This is a genomic window from Hymenobacter gummosus (assembly GCF_003970915.1).
GTDB lineage: Bacteria > Bacteroidota > Bacteroidia > Cytophagales > Hymenobacteraceae > Solirubrum > Solirubrum gummosum.
This window is the reverse complement of record NZ_RXOF01000007.1, coordinates 147938-168387: the sequence shown is the minus strand read 5'-3', so window position 1 is coordinate 168387 and position 20450 is coordinate 147938. Positions and strand designations below refer to the sequence as shown.

At 65.2% G+C, this 20450-nt stretch carries 19 protein-coding genes and 1 riboswitch; of the genes, 15 read left to right on the top strand and 4 right to left on the bottom strand.

Translation table 11 applies throughout. The annotated features are described in order from the left end of the window. The first annotated feature begins 202 nt into the window (after positions 1-202). From pnuC to EJV47_RS13990, 4 genes are read left to right on the top strand one after another with little or no spacing between them, the layout of a single operon-like run. Positions 203-880: a nicotinamide riboside transporter PnuC gene (gene pnuC, locus EJV47_RS14005; RefSeq protein WP_165903760.1), complete on the top strand. Its 678-nt coding sequence runs from the start codon at positions 203-205 to the stop codon at positions 878-880. A 28-nt stretch (positions 881-908) separates the two neighbouring features. Then, positions 909-1490: an AAA family ATPase gene (locus tag EJV47_RS14000; RefSeq protein WP_126693781.1), complete on the top strand. Its 582-nt coding sequence runs from the start codon at positions 909-911 to the stop codon at positions 1488-1490. Continuing rightward, entirely contained in the window at positions 1487-2368 is an 882-nt protein-coding gene (locus EJV47_RS13995; protein ID WP_126693780.1) for an aldose 1-epimerase family protein, read from the top strand. The genes EJV47_RS14000 and EJV47_RS13995 overlap by 4 nt, the downstream gene beginning before the upstream one ends. Continuing rightward, positions 2368-2781 carry a GNAT family N-acetyltransferase gene (locus EJV47_RS13990; RefSeq protein ID WP_126693779.1) on the top strand — a complete coding sequence of 138 codons (414 nt, stop codon included), beginning with the start codon at positions 2368-2370 and terminating at the stop codon, positions 2779-2781. Before EJV47_RS13995 ends, EJV47_RS13990 begins: the two co-directional genes overlap by 1 nt. A gap of 4 nt (positions 2782-2785) precedes the next feature. Here the strand turns inward: EJV47_RS13990 and EJV47_RS13985 are convergent, their stop codons facing one another. After that, positions 2786-3022: a hypothetical protein gene (locus EJV47_RS13985; protein ID WP_126693778.1), complete on the bottom strand. Its 237-nt coding sequence runs from the start codon at positions 3020-3022 to the stop codon at positions 2786-2788. A 422-nt stretch (positions 3023-3444) separates the two neighbouring features. Next, a riboswitch (TPP riboswitch) is annotated at positions 3445-3548 on the top strand. A 58-nt stretch (positions 3549-3606) separates the two neighbouring features. On the opposite strand from EJV47_RS13985, the gene EJV47_RS13980 reads away from it, so the two are divergent. The 9 genes from EJV47_RS13980 (at position 3607) to EJV47_RS13940 (ending at position 15312) form a co-directional block, all read left to right on the top strand. Further along, positions 3607-6099: a TonB-dependent receptor gene (locus EJV47_RS13980; RefSeq protein ID WP_243651156.1), complete on the top strand. Its 2493-nt coding sequence runs from the start codon at positions 3607-3609 to the stop codon at positions 6097-6099. Positions 6100-6213: 114 nt separating this feature from the next. After that, a complete protein-coding gene (locus EJV47_RS13975; protein ID WP_126693777.1) occupies positions 6214-6615 on the top strand; it encodes a hypothetical protein in 402 nt (133 codons plus the stop codon). 457 nt (positions 6616-7072) lie between these two features. Next, on the top strand, positions 7073-7438 hold the full coding sequence (locus EJV47_RS13970; protein WP_126693776.1) for a hypothetical protein: 366 nt from the start codon (positions 7073-7075) through the stop codon (positions 7436-7438). A 165-nt stretch (positions 7439-7603) separates the two neighbouring features. After that, on the top strand, positions 7604-10612 hold the full coding sequence (gene secDF, locus EJV47_RS13965; protein WP_126693775.1) for a protein translocase subunit SecDF: 3009 nt from the start codon (positions 7604-7606) through the stop codon (positions 10610-10612). A gap of 424 nt (positions 10613-11036) precedes the next feature. Beyond that, complete coding sequence (locus EJV47_RS13960; protein ID WP_243651155.1) at positions 11037-11645, top strand: RNA polymerase sigma factor; 609 nt, start codon at positions 11037-11039, stop codon at positions 11643-11645. Beyond that, positions 11626-13299, top strand: coding sequence for a porin family protein (locus EJV47_RS13955; protein WP_126693774.1), 1674 nt, complete (start codon positions 11626-11628; stop codon positions 13297-13299). Before EJV47_RS13960 ends, EJV47_RS13955 begins: the two co-directional genes overlap by 20 nt. Positions 13300-13354: 55 nt before the next feature. After that, complete coding sequence (locus tag EJV47_RS13950; RefSeq protein WP_126693773.1) at positions 13355-13759, top strand: c-type cytochrome; 405 nt, start codon at positions 13355-13357, stop codon at positions 13757-13759. Between the two features lie 14 nt (positions 13760-13773). Next, positions 13774-14373: a YceI family protein gene (locus EJV47_RS13945; protein WP_126693772.1), complete on the top strand. Its 600-nt coding sequence runs from the start codon at positions 13774-13776 to the stop codon at positions 14371-14373. Positions 14374-14400: 27 nt separating this feature from the next. Continuing rightward, positions 14401-15312, top strand: coding sequence for a DUF5777 family beta-barrel protein (locus EJV47_RS13940; protein ID WP_207895890.1), 912 nt, complete (start codon positions 14401-14403; stop codon positions 15310-15312). A gap of 234 nt (positions 15313-15546) precedes the next feature. Here EJV47_RS13940 and EJV47_RS13935 read toward each other — a convergent pair whose 3' ends face one another. Next, the gene (locus EJV47_RS13935; protein WP_126693771.1) at positions 15547-16062 is read right to left on the bottom strand and encodes an endonuclease V; all 516 of its coding nucleotides are present in this window, start codon (positions 16060-16062) and stop codon (positions 15547-15549) included. 133 nt (positions 16063-16195) lie between these two features. Here EJV47_RS13935 and EJV47_RS13930 point away from each other — a divergent pair, with 133 nt between their 5' ends. Then, the gene (locus tag EJV47_RS13930) at positions 16196-16786 is read left to right on the top strand and encodes a hypothetical protein (protein ID WP_126693770.1); all 591 of its coding nucleotides are present in this window, start codon (positions 16196-16198) and stop codon (positions 16784-16786) included. 175 nt (positions 16787-16961) lie between these two features. Here EJV47_RS13930 and EJV47_RS13925 read toward each other — a convergent pair whose 3' ends face one another. Next, on the bottom strand, positions 16962-17588 hold the full coding sequence (locus EJV47_RS13925; protein ID WP_126693769.1) for a NifU family protein: 627 nt from the start codon (positions 17586-17588) through the stop codon (positions 16962-16964). A gap of 199 nt (positions 17589-17787) precedes the next feature. Here EJV47_RS13925 and EJV47_RS13920 point away from each other — a divergent pair, with 199 nt between their 5' ends. Continuing rightward, complete coding sequence (locus EJV47_RS13920) at positions 17788-19179, top strand: HTTM domain-containing protein (protein WP_126693768.1); 1392 nt, start codon at positions 17788-17790, stop codon at positions 19177-19179. 26 nt (positions 19180-19205) lie between these two features. Here the strand turns inward: EJV47_RS13920 and aroC are convergent, their stop codons facing one another. After that, positions 19206-20285, bottom strand: coding sequence for a chorismate synthase (gene aroC / locus EJV47_RS13915; protein ID WP_126693767.1), 1080 nt, complete (start codon positions 20283-20285; stop codon positions 19206-19208). Positions 20286-20450: the final 165 nt, after the last annotated feature.

The following is a 20450-nucleotide window of genomic DNA, read 5'->3' as shown; positions in this document are numbered from 1 at the left end:
CGGTGAAATGGTGAAGTGGTGAAATGGTGCGTTTGACGTTCGGTAGGCGCGGGGCCGCGCATTTCGCGCAGCTAGCACGGCACTCACCAGTTCACCACCTCACCATTTCACCGACAAAAGTAGCCCCGGAGTCGTTAGCTTTGAGCCTTGGGGCGAGCGTGGCCGCCCACTTGCCTTCCCGCCACCCGTCGATATTTTCTGCTTGGTAGCCATAGCATTTTGGTTTAAACTCTGGGAGGCACTACAGAGCGTAGAGGTCTGGGGCTTCATTACCACGCTGGTATGCGTGTGGCTGGTGGCGCGCTCCTCGGTCTGGAATTTTCCCGTCGGCATTATTGCCTGTGTGCTGGCGGCGGTAGTCAACATCCGGCTGCGGCTGTATTCCGATGCTGGTTTACAGGGAGTATTTATCGTGCTCGGCATTTATGGGTGGATAGAGTGGCTGCGCAAGCCTGCCGGCCTTGCTACCGAGCCTGAGGTACCCATCACGCGCACTAGTCTGCAACTGTGGGGGCGGCTGGGGGCTTTTGTCGTCTGCTTTACCGCTGGAGCCGGCTATTTTTTCGATACCTACACCAATGCGGCGGCGCCCTACCTCGACAATTTCGCTACGGGAGTAAGCATTGCGGCTCAGTACCAGATTGCGCGCAAGAAGGTAGAAAACTGGCTGCTCTGGCTTGGCGTCGACGCGCTCTACACGTGGTTGTACTGGCAGCGGGGCAGCGTGCTGTTCAGCATCCTGTACTTTATCCTGATGCTGCTGGCTGCTTATGGATACTGGGAATGGCGGCAGTTGCTGCGCCGGGCCGCAACCGCGGCCGCGCGGCCGGTGGTGCCACCCGTAGCCGCTGCCTTGGAAGAGGAGCCGCGCCAAGTATAATGTCGAACCTGAACACTGCTGCCCGCTGATGCTGCGCGTTGCCCTCACCGGCCCCGAATCGACGGGCAAAACCACGCTGAGCCGGCAGCTGGCCGCCCACTACGGCACGCTGTGGGTGCCCGAGTACGCCCGCCAGTACCTCGACGAGCACCACATCGGCTTCGACTACACCCTGGCCGACGTGGAGCGTATTGCCCGCGGGCAGCTGGCCGCCGAGGATGCCGCCGTGGCCGAAGCCGCCGCCCGGGGCCTGCCGGTGGTGTTCTGCGACACCGAGCTGCTGGTCATCAAGGTCTGGACCGAGCACGCCTTCGGCCAGTGCCCCGACTGGATACTGACCGAAATGCAGCGCCGCCGCTACGACCTTATCCTGCTGCTGGGTACCGACATACCCTGGGAGCCGGACCCGCAGCGCGAGCATCCGCACCTGCGCCAGCATTTCTACGAGCTGTACCGCACCGAGCTGACCGACCAGCTCTCCAACTTCGCCGAGCTGAGCGGCAGCGCCGCCCACCGTCTGGAGCAGGCCTGCTTCCTCGTCGACGAGCTGCTGGGCCGCGGCGCGGACCCCCTGCAGCGCGGCCCCCACTTCGAACAACTTCCGCTATGACCACCTATTACCTCGAAAACGAGCAGTGCCGCGTCGGCGTCAACGCGCACGGCGCCGAGCTGAGCAGCCTACAGCGCACCGACCTCGGCGGCCTGGAATACCTCTGGCAAGCCGACCCGGCGGTGTGGGCCCGCCACGCGCCGGTGTTGTTTCCCATCGTCGGCCGCCTGCCCCAGGATACCTACCTGCACCAGGGCCAGACCTACCACCTGTCCCAGCACGGCTTCGCCCGCGACCGGGCTTTTGAGCTGGTGCGGCAGTCGGCCACGGAAGTACAGCTGCGCCTCACGGACGATGAGCAGAGCCGCGCGGTATTCCCCTTCGCCTTCGAGCTGACCATCACCCACCGCCTGCAGGGCACCACGGTGCACGTGGGCTGGGAAGTGCGCAACCCGGCCGCCGACCAGGAGCTGCTGTTCAGCATCGGCGCGCACCCGGCCTTCCGCTGCCCGCTGCTGCCCGACGAATCCTTCGGGGACTACGCCTTCCGCTTCGACCACCCCGTGACGCTGGAGCGGCACCTGCTCGACGGCGGCCTGCTCAACGGCCAAACCGAAACCGTGCTGACGGAGGCCACCGAGCTGCCGCTGAGCTACGAGCTGTTTGCCCAGGACGCCCTGGTAATCAAGCACTACGACTTCACCCGCGTGACGCTGGTGAGCCGCCGCTCCGAGCGGGCCGTGCAGATGCAGTTCGACGGCTTTCCTTACCTCGGCCTCTGGACCAAGGGCCCCGGCGCGCCGTTTGTGTGCATCGAGCCCTGGCAGGGCATTGCCAGCAGCGTGGGCGCCCCCGCGGAGCTGCGCGACAAGGAAGGCATCCTCACGCTGGCCCCCGGCGCCACGTTCCGGGCCGCCTACACCATCACGGCCGAGTAATGGACATTCGCCCCGTACCGGCCGCCGCCACCTACGATTTGCGCCACCGCGTGCTCTGGCCCGACAAGCCCGCCGCCTACGTGGAGCTGCCCGAGGACGAAGCCGGGCTGCACTACGGCGCATTTGAGGCGGGGCGGCTGCTGAGCGTGGTGTCGTTGTTTGTGGATGGGGCGGAGGCGCGTTTCCGCAAATTCGCCACCGAGCCGGCCGAGCAGGGGCGGGGCATCGGCTCGGCCTTGCTGCGCCATATAATGCACGAAGCCGCCAGGCGCGGGGCCCGGCGGCTGTGGTGTGATGCCCGGCAGGAAAAGGCCGGCTTTTACCAGAAGTTTGGTTTCAGCGTCGACGGACCGCCGTTTTACAAAGGGCCAATTCCGTACGTGCGCATGAGCTGCGCCGTGCCGACGCAGTAAGACGCTACAGCAGCACTGGCTCCTTGGGGCGCACGGGGCGGCGGTTGTAGTCCGGCTCCCAGTCGTTGATGGGGCGCGAGATGCCCGGGGGCAGGTCGAGGTCGGGTAGGCCGTCGTCGAGCGGTTCACCGCCGTCGTCGTCGCTATCAGTAGCCGGCGGGCGGCGGGCGGCGGGGCGCGGTACCACCATGAAGTAGGCCAGAATGGTGAGGACCACGAGTGAGTAGATAAGGCTAATCATGGCGGTGTGCGGGCTGGGTTGGGAGCCGGCCGCGGCCGGCTATGTAGCTGGTAACGGGACAAGGGCCGGCCTGGTTTTGGGGCGCGGCGGTTTTTTAGGGCGCTGAAGCAGCAAGGGTAATATACTTAACGGTAGCGGGTTATCCTAGTTGCGGTCTTTAGGGTAGGAGGGTGTGGGGGCAGGAGGGTAGGAGTTGAATCATAGTCATTTCGCGCCCCGTGAGACATCCCGCAGGATAGTGTTGTCATGCATCAACTGCGCAGACGCCAGATCAAGTAAGACGTTCTTTTCCGGTCGTTCAAGGTCCGCACGCGGGATGTCCCGCAGGGCCCGACCTGACGTCTACCCAACTCTTACCCCCATACCCTCCCACCCTCATACCCTAAAAAACTTGCGGCGACCTGGGCTACGGCCTACCTTTGCGCCGCGTTTAGGGGTGCTTCGCGTTACGCAGCGAGGCTGAGATCATACCCATTGAACCTGATTCGGCTAGTACCGGCGAAGGGAACAAACGGTCCGCGAGCGACAAACCATGACCCCGACCCCTGGGGCGTGGCTTCGTTCCATCTTTTCCATTCACTGCTTTGTTTAAGCTTTGGAATCTGCCGGGGGCAGCGCTGATTGCGTGCCTGCCCGTCGGCGCGGCGTGGGCGCAGGGCCCCGTCAGCGGCAGCATCCTCGATGGCCGCAGCCAGCAGGGCCTGCCCGGGGCCACCATCCTGCTCGACGGCGCCGCCGTGGGCACCACCGACGCCAACGGGGCGTTCCAACTACCCGCGGTGGCGGCCGGCGCGCACGAGCTGCGCGTCACCTTCGTGGGCTACGAGGCGCTGAGCCAGCGCCTCAGCGGCCAGCCCGAAGCCCAGCAGCTGAGCCTGGCGCTGCAGCCGGCGGCCATTCTGACCGGCGAAGCCGTGGTAACGGCCCAGCGCGCCAACAACCGCACCGCTACGGCCTACACCAACGTGAGCCGCGAGGAGCTGAACCGGCGCAACTTCGGCCAGGACCTGCCCTACCTGCTCGACCAGACGCCCTCGGTGGTCGTGACGTCCGACGCGGGGGCGGGCGTGGGCTACACCGACATCCGCATCCGCGGCACCAGCAACACGGGCATCAACATGACCATCAACGGGGTGCCGCTGAACGATGCGGAGTCGCGCGGCTCCTTTCTGGTGAACCTGCCCGACCTGGCTTCCTCGGTCAGCAGCCTGCAGATTCAGCGCGGGGTGGGCACCAGCCAGAACGGGGGCGCGGCTTTCGGGGCCAGCATCAACATCTCAACGCTCGACAGTCGCCGCGAAGCCTACGCCGAGACGCAGAACTCCTACGGCTCGTTTAACACCTGGAAAAACAACGTGCAGTTCGGCACCGGGCTGGTAGGCAAGTACTTCACCTTCGACGGCCGCCTCTCGCGCATTGCCACCGACGGTTACGTGAACCGGGCTTCGTCGGACCTCAAGTCCTACTACCTGGCGGCGGGCTACCAGCGGCAGAACACCCTGCTGAAGTTCATCACCTTCTCGGGCCGCGAGAAAACCTACCAGGCCTGGAACGGCGTGCCCGAGTTTGCCCTGACCGGCAACCGCGCCCTGGCCCAGGTGTCCATCGACAACTACGAATTCTCGCCGGAGGAAGCCGAGCGGGCCCTGCAGGAAGGCCGCCGCTTCAGCTACTACACCTACGACAACCAGACCGACAACTACCAGCAGAACCACTACCAGCTGCACCTGGCCCAGGGCATCGGTGCGGACTGGAACCTGGGCGCCACGGCCCACCTCACCCGCGGCTTCGGCTACTACGAAAGCTACCGCGCCGGCCGCCGCTTCTCGGCCTACCGCCTGCCCAACGTCATCATCGGCGGCGACACGCTGACGCGCACCGATTTGGTGGACCGCAAGTGGCTCGACAACTACTTCTACGGCGGCACCTTCGCCCTGAACTACCAGCCCAAGCAGAACGATAAGCTGCAGGCCACCATCGGCGGGGCCTGGAACCGCTTCGTCAACGACCACTACGGCGAGGTTATCTGGGCGCGCTACGCCTCCACCGGCAACATCCGCCACCGCTACTACTTCAACGACGCCACCAAAACCGACTACAACGCCTACGCCCGCGCCACCTGGCAGATTCTGGACGAGCTGGGCGTGTACGGCGACGTGCAGCTGCGCCACATCGACTACCGCATCGATGGGGTGGAGGACGACCAGAACGACGTGACCACCCGCGCCGACTACCTGTTCTTCAACCCCAAGGCCGGCGCCACCTTCACCGTGGCCGAGGGGCAGCAGGTATACCTCAGCTACGCCATCGGGCAGCGCGAGCCGGTGCGTTCCGACTTCACCGACCGCCCCGCCGGCGACACCAGCGCCAAGGCGGAAAAGCTCCGGGACTTTGAGGCCGGCTACCGCGGCAGCTGGACCCTGCCCCTGCTGGGGCTCCGCAGCACCCTACGCGTGGAAGCGAACTACTTCTACATGAACTACCGCAACCAGCTGGTAGCCACCGGGCAGCTCAACGACGTGGGCACGGCCCTGCGCACCAACGCCCCGCGCAGCTACCGCACCGGCGTGGAGCTAAACGGTGCCCTGGCCCTGGCCGACAAAATCAGCCTGAGCGCCAACGCCACCTTCAGCCGCAACCGCATCCTGAACTTCCGCAACGTGATTTACGACGCGGACTACAACCCCGTGGTGGACGACGTGGCCCGCACGACCACCATTTCCTACTCGCCCTCGTTTGTGGGCGCGGCCACCCTGGAAGGCCAGCCGCTGAAGGGCCTGCGCCTGGCCCTGCTGGGCAAGGCCGTGAGCGAGCAGTACCTCGACAACACCGCCAGCCAGCAGCGCCGCCTGGCCCCCTACCAGGTACTGGACTTTCGGGCCCGCTACAGCATCCGCCCGTCGTTCGTGAAGGAAATCGAGCTGGGCCTGCTGGTCAGCAACCTGCTCAACCGCGAGTACTCGGCCAACGGCTACACCTACGGCTACCTGGGCGCCAGCGGCCGGCAGGAAACCTTCAACTTCTACTTCCCCCAGGCCACGCGCAATTTCCTGGCCTCGGTGGGGGTGAAGTTTTAAAATATAGTAGCCTATCGGTACACCTATGTGGCTGATATTCGTATATCTTACAGCGTCAGAAGATGACGTTTTTCATTTCATCATTTCATCATTTCATCATTTCATCATTTCATCATGAGAAAAAATTTTCTTTTGTTGTCGGCTACGTTGATGTTAGCTGGCATGGGCGGGTTGGTTAGTTGCGAAAAGAAGCAGGAAGAAGCTGCATTTGAGCAGGTTGTTACAGCGGCTCAGAGCGCTGAAGGGGCGGTGCCTGAAGAGGACTTCGAGAAAGTGTTAGAAAACACCATGAAGTCCCTGGACGGCACCAATCATATGGTTGTCAGAGCTGTCGAAGGGGGGTACACTTTTCAGATTTTGGATGGCGAAATAAATGTGCCAGCTGAGAGAGTTTACTGCAAGTCTCGTATGTATGGGTATACGTTTGCCAATTGTGTAGCGCACAATATCAGAATACACGGCTGCGTCCAGGTTACTTTTTCTGAAGGCTACTACTACGGTAGCAGCTGTGGATAAATCAGTAAGACGAACTGTACGCTAGGTGACGCTGGCTACAAGTCACTTACGCAAAACCCGCTCTGGCCTGCTGGCCGGAGCGGGTTTTGTTTTGTAGCTCGGCTAGCTTACCGACTGCCTGCTCACAAAGCCCCTTGCCGGTGCCGGCAAGGGGCTTTTGCTGTCTGAGGCCGACTGGAGTAAGCACGCAAAACCAGTTTTGTCAGGGAGAAAGTGGTTTTACGAGCACGCAAAACGTGTTTTGTCGTGCTAAAACTGATTTTGCGAGCTTGTAAAACGAGTTTTTGCACGACAAAACTGCTTTTACAAGCTCGCAAAATCAGTTTTGACGTGCGAAAAGACCTTTTGCGAGTTGCACCCGAAGCCGGCGGCGGCGCTTTGGGCGGCCCGGGCTGTTGCCCAAAGCCCTTTCCCCGAGCAGCCGGAATGACTATATTTGTAGCCCCCGCTTTGCATCGTGCTGTTTTTCACCGCCATATTTCCCCGTCTGCGCTTTAGCCTGATTGCGGCCACGCTACTCCTGGTAGTGGGGCTGAACAACCAGGCCGTGGCCACTTACCGCGTCGTCGCCAAGACGAATGCTACGCGGGTGACGGGTGCGCCCAAGGGCACGGTGGTAAAGCAGAAGGTCACGCTCGAAGCCACCAGCCCCCTCGGCCCCTGGCTGATGCCCGCCGCCGAGGCCTGGGAGCCCGCCGCCCCCGCGGCCCTTACCCGAATTGCCTGGCAACGGGCCGAAGCCCCCGCCACGCGGCCCTCGGCCGTACCCGACTGGTTCCGCACGCGCCTGCTCGAAGCGGCGCTGTCGCCGCACGCCCCCTAGGGCGGCGCGCTGGGCACCTTCTTCGGCAAAGCCGCGACGGTAGCCCGCCAAACGGAAGCAAGTCGCTGGACTTGCGCTAGCCGAAAGGCAGCCGCCGCGCTGCCAGTGCGGCCGGCCATTTGAGCCGGCCGCACCCACACCCCGCAATTCCTTTTCCCTTTTTCAATGCGTAATAAAGGTTTAGTCATTACGCTGACGCTTATCGTGTCGGCGTTGTGCGTCTACTTCCTCTACTTCACCTTCGTCTCGCGCCGCGTGCAAGACGATGCCGTGGCCTACGCCACCCGCAACGGCGTGGTGGACCAAACCAAGCGTCAGCACTACCTCGACTCGGTGTGGCGCGCCCCCGTGACCAAAGTCCTGTGGTCGGACTACACCTACCGCGACGTGCGCGCCTCGGAGCTGGGCCTGGGCCTGGACCTGAAAGGCGGCATGCACGTGACGCTGGAAGTGTCGCCGGTGGAGATTGTGCGGGCCATGGCCAACAACTCCAAGGACCCCAAGTTCAACCAGGCGCTGGCCAAGGCCCAGGAGATGCAGAAGCAGAACCCGAGCACGGCCTTCACCACCCTGTTTGCCCAAGCCTGGCGCGACGTGGCCCCCGGCGACAAGCTGGCCCGCATCTTCGCCAACACCACCAACCGCAACCGCGGCATCGACGCCAACTCGCCCGATGACAAAGTGCTGCGCGAAATCAACGCCGAAGTGGAGGAAGCCATTACCCGCGCCTTCACCATCCTGCGCACCCGCGTCGACAAGTTCGGCGTGAACCAGCCCAACATTCAGCGCGTGAAGGGCACCGGCCGCATCCAGGTGGAGCTGCCCGGCGTCGACAACCCCGACCGTATCCGCAAGCTGCTCCAGGGCCAGGCCAAGCTGGAGTTCTGGGAAGTATGGAACCTGGGCGAAATCGGCCCCTTCCTGCAGCAGGCCAACGAGCTGATCGTAGCCGCTGACAAAGCCAAAACCACCCCGGCCGCCGCCACGGCTGCCACCGCCACCTCCGACTCCTCGGCTACCGCCGCCGCCACCGACACCACTTCGCTGGCCGGCCAGCTGGCCAACCGCAGCAAAGCCAAAGACGCCGCCAAGGACACCAGCGCCGCCGCGCAGCAGCAGAACCTGGGCTTGTTCCGCTACCTGATTCCGGTCGACCAGAACACGCTCATCGCCAAGCTCAGCGACACGGCCCGCGTCAACGCCATGCTGGCCCGCCCCGAGGTGAAAGCCACGCTGCCCCCGAACCTGACGTTCATGTGGCACTTCAAGCCCGACACCCGCGACAAAACCGAGTACCTGACGCTGTACCCCATTCGCAAGGCCCGCGACCAGCAGGCCCCGCTGGGCGGCGAAGTAGTATCGGACGCCCGCCAGGACTACGACCAGGGCGGCCAGCCGGAGGTATCGATGCAGATGAACCCCACCGGCGCCAAGAAGTGGCAGAAGCTGACCGGCGCCAACGCCGGCCGCCAGGTGGCCATCGTGCTCGACGACCTGGTGCAGTCGGCCCCGCGCGTGAGCGGCGAAATTGCCGGCGGCAACTCCAGCATCTCGGGCTCCTTCGACATCGAAGAAGCGCAGGACCTGGCCACCAAGCTGAAATCGGGTAAGCTGCCCGCCCCCACGCGCATCGTGGAAGAAGCCGTGGTAGGCCCCTCGCTGGGTCAGGAAGCCATCAACCAGGGCCTGTACTCCTCGCTGGCTGGTCTGGCGGTTATCATGGTGTTCATGGCCGTGTACTACGGCCGCGCCGGTCTGGTGGCCGATGCCGCCCTGCTGTTCAACATGTTCCTGATCCTGGGCGTACTGGCCCAGTTCAGCACCGCCCTCACCCTGCCCGGTATTGCCGGTATGGTGCTGGTTATCGGTACCTCGGTCGACGCCAACGTGCTGATCTTCGAGCGTATCCGCGAAGAGCTTAACCACGGCCTCGGGCTGAAGGACGCCATCAACAAGGGGTACGCCCGCGCCTTCTCGGCCATCTTCGACTCGAACGTGATGACGCTGATTATTGCCATCATCCTGGGCTTCTTCGGCACGGGTCCGGTGCAGAACTTCGCCATCACGCTGGGCATCGGGGTATTCACCTCGTTCCTCTCGGCCGTGTTCGTGTCGCGCCTCATCATCGAGTGGCTGACCAAGGGCAAGGAGAAAAGCGCCATTTCGTTCTCGACGGTGGTGTCGCGCAACCTGTTCCAGAACGTGAACTTCGACATCGTGGGCAAGCGTAAAATTGCCTACGCCCTGACCTCGACCATCATCGTTGTCGGCTTCGTGCTGATGTACGTGCAGGGCGGCCCGAACCTGGGCGTGGACTTCCGCGGCGGCCGCGCCTACGTGGTGGATTTCGCCCAGGAAATGTCGGCCTCCGACGTGCGGGAGCACCTGCACGGGGTGTTCCAGAACGCCGGCACCGAGGTGAAAACCTACGGCTCGCCCGACCGCCTGCGCATCACCACCGGCTACCTGGCCAACGACGAGAGCGTGGAAGCCGACCGCCAGGTCCGCGCCGCCCTCGATAAAGGTCTGCAGCAGTACGCCGCCCAGAAGCCGGTGGTGCAGAGCACCTCGAAAGTGGGCGCCACCATTGCCGACGACATCAAGAAGACCTCGGTGCTGAGCCTGGGCCTGACGCTGCTGGCTATCTTCGTGTACGTGCTGTTCCGCTTCGAGAAGTGGCAGTACTCCATGGCCGCCGTAGTGGCTCTGATTCACGACGCCCTGTTCGTAATTGCCTCGTACCCGATTGCCCGCGCTCTGGGCCTGAACCTGGAAATGGATCAGGTATTCGTGGCCGCCGTGCTGACGGTAATTGGCTACTCGATGAACGACACGGTGGTTATCTACGACCGTATCCGCGAGTACCTGCGCGAAAACCCCAACCTGACCTTTGCGCAGGTGGTAAACCCGGCCCTGAACAGCACCTTCTCGCGGACCATGATTACGGCCACCACCGTACTGCTGGTAGTGGGCGTGCTCTTCATCTTCGGCGGCGAGACGCTCCGCTCGTTCTCCTTCGCCATGATTGTGGGCATGATTATCGGTACTTACTCCTCGCTGTTTATCGCCGCGCCGCTGATTCTGGACACCACCGGCGGCAAGGAGAAAGGCAACCAGCCCAGCAGCCCCACCGACGCCGCTGCGCCCAAGCTCAACACCGCTGCTAACGCCTAAGCGCCGCAGTAGCCCCGCTTTTTGCCAAAAAAGGCTGCCCCGCAATGGGCAGCCTTTTTTGTTGCACGGCTCGGGCTGCATAGCAATTAGGCCGTCATGTCGAGCTTGTCGAGACATCTCGCGTGCTGACTTCCGGTTGTCATGTCGAGCAACGCGAGACATTTGGGGGCTGCCATTGCAGTCCAACGAGGGAGTTACTATCCAGCGAGATGTCTCGACTTCGCTCGACATGACGGGCAAGTTGGTAGCCATTATATTAAGTCAGGATTCAGGCCCTGATTATCAGGTAAAACCGTTAGATGAAAATCTTTTAATCTATGATAATCATGTAGCTACATAATTTTTTAACTTTTAGGGAGAATCAGGCAACCATTGGGCTGACTGCCTGCGAGTAGCCCAATACCAACCACCACTCCCTGCCGCCGTGCCTTCCGCTCAGCCCGACCACGACCCCGATTTGCTGCTTGGCCTGCTCGGCGGCTGCCAGCGGGCCGACCGTGGCAGCCAGCGCCGGCTGTACATGCTGTACTACAGCTACGCTATGGGCATCTGCCTGCGCTACGCCCGCACCCGCGACGAAGCCATGGAGGCCGTCAACGACGGGTTTATGAAGGTGTTTCGCGACGTGGCCCGCTTCGATACCACGAAGTACGACCAGCTGAGCAGCACCTTTCGGGGGTGGCTGAAACGCATCATGATTCACACCGCCATCGACCAGTACCGGGCCACCGAGAAACACCGGCACCAACAGTCGCTCGACGATACGCCGGCTCTGCAGTACGCCGACGACCATTACACCGCCCTCGACGCGCTGAGCTACGAGGAAATCATCCGGCTGGTGAGCCAGCTCACGCCCGGCTACCGGGCCGTGTTCAACCTCTACGTCATCGACGGGTACACCCACGAGGAAATTGCCGCCCAGCTCGGCATTTCGGTGGGGGCTTCCAAGTCCAACCTCTCCAAGGCCCGGGCGCACCTGAAAACCTTGCTTTTTAAAACCCGCCACCATGCGTATGTCGGATCTATCGGATGAGGAACTCGACGCCCTGTTCCGGCAGGGCGCTGAGCACTACCCCGAGGAGCTGAACCTGGGGGCGTGGGCGCGCATGGAGCAGCAGCTGGACGAGGCCCGGGTGCAGCAGCTCGTCAACCGCAAGGTGGCCCGCTGGTTTGCCGCCGAAGTGGGCATCGTGGCCGTGCTGCTGCTGCTCTGGGGCAGCTACCGCGAGTATTTCAGCGACGCCGGCCGCCCGTTTGGTCCCGAGCCCACCGCCACCGCTCCAGCCCGCGCTGCCGAAGCCGCCCGCTCTACTCAGGCGGCCACCAGCGCGGCCGCGCGGCCGCCGCAGGCCGGGGCCCGCTACGCTGCTGCCGCCTCTTCAGCACCCGCCCCGGGCAATGCGCCGGCCCGGCAGCCTACTATAAGCAAACGGATACCCGCCGCCGCTACGTCCTCGGCAGCCGGTTTGCCCCAAGACCCGGCCGTGGCGCTGCTGCCTTCGCCGCAGTCGGAGGAGCAGCCGGAAACCTACGCCGCTGCGGAAGCCGCCGCCAGCGCGGGGCGGGCGCGTCGGCGCCGCACGGTGCCGCGGGTGGCGGCAGTAGCGGCTGGTGCTACCCGCCGCGGCCGTGGCCCGGCGGCCACCGCGGCGCGGGTATCGGAGGCCGGGGCTGCGGTCCGGGCAGGCAGAGTCCAAGCAGCGCCGGTGGGTGTGGGGCAGAGCAGTCGGGGCACCGGCCGCTCGGCCACGGCGCCTGAGCGGGCCGATACGCCCAGTGCTGGGATGAAAACCCGCCTGGGGCAGCCCGGGGCCGCCTCCCTGAATGCTCCGACGGCTGAGCTGACCCCTGCCGAAGCTGCACGTCAGCTGTCCTCGGCGGGTATGTTGGCTTCGACGGCGGGCAACGCCCCGGCCGCGCCCGGCGCCAACGAGCAGCCGGCTCCGGCCCAGGCGCCGCTAACGGCCAATGCCGCCGCCGCCGCGCCACCGGCGGCAGATAGGCTTACCGCGCGGCAGACACTGCTGTTGCTGGAAGCCACCGATGCGCTGCCGGCCCTGCTGCCCGCGCCCGATAGCGTGGTGCGGCGCCGGCCGCGGCCCGCCGTGCCTAGCCGCATCTTCATCACCGGCCTGTACGCGCCGGAGCTGAGCACCGTGCGCAATGCCGGTTTCGAGCGGGTGGGCCGGAGCGCGGGCCTGCAGGTGGAGTACCAGTTGCGGCCGCGCCTGCGCCTGAGCGTGGGGCTGCTCAGCTCGGTGAAGCACTACCAGGCCCGCGGCTCCGACTACACCTGGCCCCGGCCGCCGGCTTACGCGGTGGAGCGCATCGAAGCCACCTGCCGCATCATCGACATTCCGGTGAACCTGCGCTTCGACGCCTGGCAGGGCGTGCGGTACCGGGCCTTCGTCAGCACGGGGCTTTCGTCGCTGCTGATGCGCGACGAGAGCTACTACTACAACTACACGTACTACGGCACGTCGCGCACCAACAGCTGGCAAATCCGCAAGAGCGGCAACCACCCTTTCAGCGTGGTCAACCTGTCGGCCGGTGTGGAGCGGCAGCTCAGCCCGCGCTGGTCGGTGCAGGCCGAGCCCTACCTGAAGCTGCCCCTGGGCGGGGTGGGGGTGGGCAAAGTGCGCCTGAGCAGCGGCGGCGTGTTTTTCGGACTGAAATACGGCCTCTGATTTTTCAATCCACCACCGGGCGCGGCGGCCCTGCGCCCCGGCCATACCTCTTCCGATGATGACTTTACGGCACATGCCCCCGGCGGCCGGCTTGGCGGCGCTGGCGGTGCTGCTGGCCAGCGCCCTGCTGGGCACCAGCAGCTGCTCCTACGACAACGAGCAGGAGCTTTTCGCGGGCGAGCTAAGCAGCTGCGACTCCGTGAGCGTGACCTACCGCGGCACCATTCAGCCCCTGCTGGCCCAGCACTGCCTGCGCTGCCACGGCCCGACGCGAACCGAGGGCGGGGTGGTAGTGACTGCGCACCACGACGTGCAGACGCTGGGCCGCACCGGGCAGCTGCTGGGCGTGATTCAGCACAAGCCCGGCTACCCCGCCATGCCCGACGACGAGCCCCGCCTGTCGGACTGCGACATCAACAAAGTGAAAATCTGGGTGCGCGCCGGCATGCCCGACAACTAAGCTCTACCACAACCATGAGACGCCTTTTCACCCTTTGCGCGGCCCTGCTGCTGGCCGGGCCGCTGCTGGCCCAGCAACGCTACACCACCCGCTCGGCCACCATCGACTTCTTTTCCGACGCGCCGCTGGAAGACATTGCGGCCAAGAACAGCCAGGTGACGGCCGCCATCGACTTGCTCAGCCAGCAGATGGCCTTCGTGGCGACGATGAAGGAGTTTGTCTTCCCCGACGGGCTGATGCAGGCGCATTTCAACGAGAATTTCGTGGAATCGGAAAAGTACCCGCGGGCCACCTTCAGCGGCCGCATCCTGAACCTGCCCGACAACGGACTGCCCAACAGCGGCGTGGTGGCGGTGGAAGTGGAGGGCGACCTGACCATCCACGGGGTGAAGCGCCGCGTGCGGGTACCCGGCACCCTGGAAATGCTCGATAAGCAGCTGGTGGCCAAGGCCAAATTCAACGTGGCCCCGGCCGACTACAAAATCGACGTGCCCGCCCTCATCAAAGAGCACATTGCCAAATCGGTAGCCATAACGGTGTACGCCGTGTGCGCCCCGCAGATTGCCCCGCCCGTGTCGCAGCAGCAGTCGGCCGCGCCGGCCCGCCCCGAATAAGCGCCTCTCATCCGCTTCCTCCTCCTTATGAATGCTTTCTACGCCCCCGCGCTGCGCCGGCTGCTGCTGAGCGGCGCCCTGCTGCTGCCGCTGGCCGCCGCCGCCCAGGACGACCTGCTGCAGCAGCTGGAGCAGCAAACCACCACCGAGGCCAAGCCGGACTTCGCCACCGGCACCTTCAAGGGCACGCGCATCGTCAACGGGCAGTCCATCGAGACGCCGGCCCGGGGCTCCATGCAGTTTCTGATCGGACACCGCTTCGGGCAGCTCAACAGCGGGGCCTACAACTTCTTCGGTCTCGATCAGGCCACCATCCGCCTGGGCCTGGAGTACGGTATCAACGATAGGGTGGCGGTGGGCATCGGGCGCAGCTCCCTGGACAAAACCTACGACGGCTTCGTGAAATACCGGGCCCTGCGCCAGCACACCGGCCCGCGGTCCATGCCGGTGTCGTTGACCTTGCTGGCTACCAGCACCATCACCACCCTGAAGTTCCCGACCGGGGCCGACCGCAGCACCGCCTCGCGCATGGCCTACAGCTACCAGGCTCTGCTGGCGCGCAAGTTCAGCCCCAGCCTCTCGGTGCAGCTCATGCCCACCTTGGTGCACCGCAACCTGGTGCCCCAGCCCACCGACGACAACGACGTGTACGCCCTGGGCGGGGCCCTGCGCCAGAAGCTCACCAAGCGCATTGCCGTGACGGCCGAGTACTACTACGTGCTGTCGGACGCTACGGCAGAGCAGGCCCGCAACCCGCTGGCCCTGGGCTTCGACATTGAAACCGGCGGGCACGTGTTTCAGCTGCACTTCACCAACGCCCAGGGCATGGTCGACCCGCTGTTCATTCCGCGCACCACGGGCAACTTCTTCAAGGGCGACATTTTCTTTGGCTTCAACATCAGCCGCTCCTTCGGGCTGAACCACAAATCACGGATTTAGACGGATTCGACGGATTACACGGATTTTGTAGACGATTGAGCCTGCAACACGCGCGGACGATTTGCGCTGCAACAAACGGGAAGCTCTGTTTCGGGCGGTGCTACGGCGCCAAGGAGGAGCCGGGCGACTGTCCTGCGCCCGGTTGACGCCGGGGCACCGCGCAAGGCGGAGCTTCCTTGTTTCTCGCCACCGGCCCGGCCAGTAGTGGTCGGGCCGCTTGGTTTTTAGCCCGATTCAGACCGGCGGCAGGGCCTGCTTGGTCAAATCGTCGAGCTGCTTGAGCAGGGTGGGCAGGCGGTAGGCGCCGTGCATGGCGGCTACGTGCCGGGCAGCTTCGGCCACGGGCAGCCCCACGCTGGTGACGTAGAGCGGGTTTTGGCTCTGCCCGCGCCGCACCGGCACCACCTGCGGGGCTACGCCGGCAAAGCGCGTCTTGGCCACGCCGATTACGGGAATGCGCTCCTCCAAAGCCGCGTACAGGTGCTGGCCCAGGCCGAGGCGGTTATCGGCGCCCAGCGTCACGTAGCCGTCGACAATCAAGGCGTCGACTTCGGCCAGCGGCACCTGGGCCAGCACGGCCAGCAGGCAGGGCAGCTCCCGCTTGTAGAAGGCGCCCGGCTCGTAGTCGGCCACGGGGCTGACGGTGGCCTGATATACCGCAGAGGCTTCGGCGGCGGCCCAGGCGGGAAAGGCCAGGGCTACGGCGTGGCCCTGGGTGGGGGAGTAGGCAACGTCGAGGGCGAGGAGCATCCGGGAGCAGGAGGGAGGTAAGAGGCGTGATGAGCCGCCGCCGAAAAGTAGCCCGGCGCCGCCACTTGCCAACGTTGCCGCTGTCGAGCCGTTAAAACCCGGAGCCGGCGCCACCTCCCGCCGGTGCTCCGCCATGCGCAAGCTCCTGGCTTTTCTCTCGCCGCTGCTGGCCGCCGCCACCGGCTGCGGCGACTGTACGCCGGTAGAGCCCACCGCCGACGAGCGGGCCTGGGTCGGTGCCTACCAGCCCGGCCAGCAGCTGACGTTTCGCAGCAACCGGGGCGCCACCAACGTGCTGACGATGGAGGCCATCAAGGAAATGCGCAGCAACCAGGACTGCAACAAGCTGGAATCGGGCCCTTACCAGCCCCTGCGCCTGACGCTGATTCTCAGCTCGGCCACCAACTACGGCGGGGAGCAAGGCCCCAGCTTCACGCTGCAGCTGGACAAAACCACCCCCGAGCGCGAAGCCACGCTGCTGTTCAACCTCGCCGGCCTGCTCGGCAACAAGAGCGACGTGCCCGGCGGCAAAGTGTTTACGCTGCTGCCCGCCCCCGTGACGCTGGCGGGCGGCCGTAGCTACCCCAACGCCTACGCCATTCGCAACGGGCAAAACGCCATCTACCTGCGCGGCAGCCAGCTGCGCGCCGCCTACTGGGACCAGCGCGCCGGTCTGCTCCGCTACGAGCTGGAAACCGGCGAAGTATTCGACTTGGCGAACTGATACTTCTGTCGGCTGACACCCGGGGCTGCCAAGCCCAAAAACGCAACAGCGCCCGACCAGCCGGTCGGGCGCTGTTGCGTTTTACGAACTGTGCCGTTAAACGGAATCGTCCACGAAATCCGTGAACCGAAGGAAGGCGTAGCCAAATCCGGATTAATCCGCAGCAATCCGTGATTTAGAAGGAAGCCGTAACGCCTTCGGCTACTACTTCCTTCACCTCGGGTACCATGCGCTTGAGCAGGTTCTCGATGCCCGACTTGAGCGTGACCGTGGCCGAGGGGCAGCCCGAGCAGGAGCCCTGCAGGTTTACCGTCACGATGCCGTCGTTGTAGCTCTTGAAGGTGATGTTGCCACCATCCTGCTCCACGGCCGGGCGCACGTAGTTGTCGAGCAGGTCGATGATTTTCTGGGCCGTGGCCTGGTCTTCCTCCGAGCCAGCGGCGCCGGCGGCTTCCTGCTGGGCGGCGCGGTGCTCGGCCACGGGGTCCACCAGGAAAATCGGGCCGCCCGACTCCACGTAGGACTTCAGGAAGGTGCGCAGCTCCGGAATCAGGTGCGTCCACGACAGGTCGGAGGTCTTGGTCACCGTCACGAAGTTCTGGGCGATGAACACGCGGCTCACGTAGTCGAACTTGAACAGCTCCTGGGCCAGCGGCGAGTTGGCGGCGGCTTCGGCGTCGGGGTAGTCCACGCTCACCCCGTCGCTGAGCAGCTGGGTGTTGAGCACGAACTTCATCGACTCGGGGTTCGGGGAGGCTTCGGCGTAGATGGACACCGAGCCGGTGGGGGCTGTAGTATTCATGGTTGAGACTGTGCTGCTTAGAGACAAGGAGGAAGGCCGCAAGGAAGCGGATTTGGTGTATAACCGCAAGCCCGGCCCCGTGGTTGCAAAAGTAGCGGATTGCGGCCGCGCGGTAGGTAAAAATGAGGGTTGAGCCGGCCAGCGGCGGCTGATTCCGCCGCGCTGAATCGTCGGCGGCATCCGGCGCGTAGCTTTGGGTATGCAGCCCACCGTTTCCCGCCTCACGCGCGCCCTGTTTCGTCCCGTCGATATTGCCTGGCTGGTGTACTTGCGGCTGGCGGCGGGCGTGCTGCTGGCTTTGGAGCACGGCGGCGGCCTCGTTATCGGGCGGGTGCTGAACTACACCGCGCCGCGCTTTCACCTGCGCTACTTCGGCTGGGAGTGGCTGCCGCACCCGCCGGCCGCGGTCATCTACGGCATCTACGGGCTGATTGTGGGCAGTGGCGTGGCCGTGGCGGCGGGCTGGCGCTACCGCGGGGCCGCCGTGCTGCTGAGCCTGGGCTACACGGCCCTGCTGCTGCTGGAGGAAACCGAGTACATCAACCACTTCTACCTCTACGCCCTGCTGGCGGCCGTGCTGGCGCTGCTGCCCGCCCACCGCGCCGCCTCCGCCGATGTGCGCGCCGGCCGGGTGGCCCCGGCTGCCACCGTGCCCGCCTGGATGCGCGCCGTGGTGCTGTTTCAGATCGGGCTGGTCTACGTGTTTGCGGCCCTGGCCAAGCTCAACCCCGACTGGCTGGCCGCCCGCCCCCTCACCGTGTGGATGGCCGCCAAGGCGCAGTACCCCGTCGTGGGCGGTTTGCTGGCGCACCCATTTACGCCCTGGCTGATGAGCTACGGCGGCCTGGCCTTCGATGCGCTGGTGGTGCCGCTGCTGCTGTGGCGCCGCACCCGCGTCTGGGGCTTCGCCTGGGCGGCCTTGTTTCACCTCTGCAACGTGGTGGTGTTCGGCCTGGGCACCTTCCCCTGGGTGGCTCTGCTGCTCACCAGCCTGTTCTTCGCCCCCGATTTTCCGCGCCGCCTGCCCGGCTTCGTGGGCCGCTGGTTCCGCCGCCGCTTGCCCGCGCCGTCCACCACTTTGGGCTCGGATGCGGCAGTGGCCGACCAAGCAGAGGCCGCCGCGCTGCCCCCGCCGCGGGTACGCCGCCGGGTGCTGGTAGGGCTGGCGGCGTTTGCAGCGGTGCAGCTGCTGCTGCCCCTGCGCCACTTCCTGTACCCCGCCGATGTGCACTGGACCGAGGAGGGCCACCGCTTCAGCTGGCACCTGATGCTGCGCGCCAAGAGCGGCTGGGCCCGTTTCCGGGTGCAGCTGCCCGATGGCCGGGAGCAAATCGAGTGGCCCGACCAGTACCTGACACCCAACCAGGCCCGCAAGCTCGTCGACAGCCCCGACTTACTGCTGGAGTTTGCCCACCGGCTGGCCGAGAACTACCGCCGCCGCGGCCTGCAGCCCGTAGCCGTGTACTGCGACTCCCAGCTGAGCCTGAACGGCCACCCGTCCCGCCCGCTGGTCAGCCCGCAGCTGAACCTGCTCACCCAGCAGCGCGGCCTGGGCCACTACGCCTGGGTGCTGCCCGGGCCGGGGGAGTAAGCGCCTGGCCGGCTGCTTGGCCCGTCTTACACCCGGCTGCCGCGGGCCCGCAGCAGCATATCGGCCAGCACCAAGGCCGTCATGGCATCCACGATGGGCACGGCGCGGGGCAGCACGCAGGGGTCGTGGCGGCCGCGGCCGGCCAGCTCCACCGCCTGGCCCTGGTCGTCGATGGTTTGCTGGGGCTGCAGGATGGTGGCCACCGGCTTGAAAGCCACGCGGAAATACACGTCCTGCCCGTTGCTGATGCCCCCTTGGATGCCGCCGGAGTGGTTGGTGCGGGTGCGTACCTGCCCGGCCTCGTCGGTGTAAAAGGCGTCGTTGTGCTCCGAGCCGAACAGCAGGGTGCCCGCGAAGCCCGAGCCGTACTCGAAGCCCTTCACGGCGTTGATGCTCAGCATGGCCTTGCCCAGCTCGGCGTGCAGCTTGTCGAACACCGGCTCCCCGAGGCCGGCGGGCAGCCCGCGCACCACGCCCGTCACCAGCCCGCCCACGGTGTCGTGCCGGTCGCGGGTCTGGCGGATGAGCTGGGCCATGCGCTCGGCCGTGTCGGGGTCGGGGCAGCGCACGGGGTTCGAGTCGATGAGGGCGAGATTGAGCTGCTCGTAGCCCACCGGCACGGCCACGGCCCCCACCTGCGACACGTAGCTCTGCACCGAAATGCCCTGCTGCTGCAGAAAGGCCATGGCCACGGCCCCGGCGGCCACGCGGGCGGCCGTTTCGCGGGCCGAGGAGCGGCCCCCGCCGCGGTAGTCGCGGTGGCCGTACTTCTGGTCGTAGGTGTAGTCGGCGTGCGAGGGGCGGTAAGCGTGCTGAATGTGGGAGTAGTCGTGGCTGCGCTGGTCCTGGTTGCGGATCAGCAGCGCAATGGGCGTGCCCGTGCTCCGGCCCTCGAACAGGCCCGACAGCACCTCCACCTGGTCGGCCTCGCTGCGCGGGGTCGTCAGCTCCGACTGGCCCGGGCGGCGCCGGTCCAGGGCCCGCTGAATATCGGCCACGTCCACGCTCAGCCCGGCCGGGCAGCCGTCGATAATCACGCCGATGCCGGGGCCGTGCGACTCGCCGAAGGTGCTGATGCGAAACAGGGTGCCGAAGGAATTGCTCATGGAGCAAAGGTAAACCGCTGATTTATGTGATTTGGCTGATGACGCTGATTCGGGTGTGGGCACTGGGGCGGCTGGCGCCGGTTTAGCCGTTGAAGACGGCGTAACCGGTGCCTACCATAAGGCAGGCTTTCAGCCTGCGTCCGGCGCCCGAACGACGATTCCGGC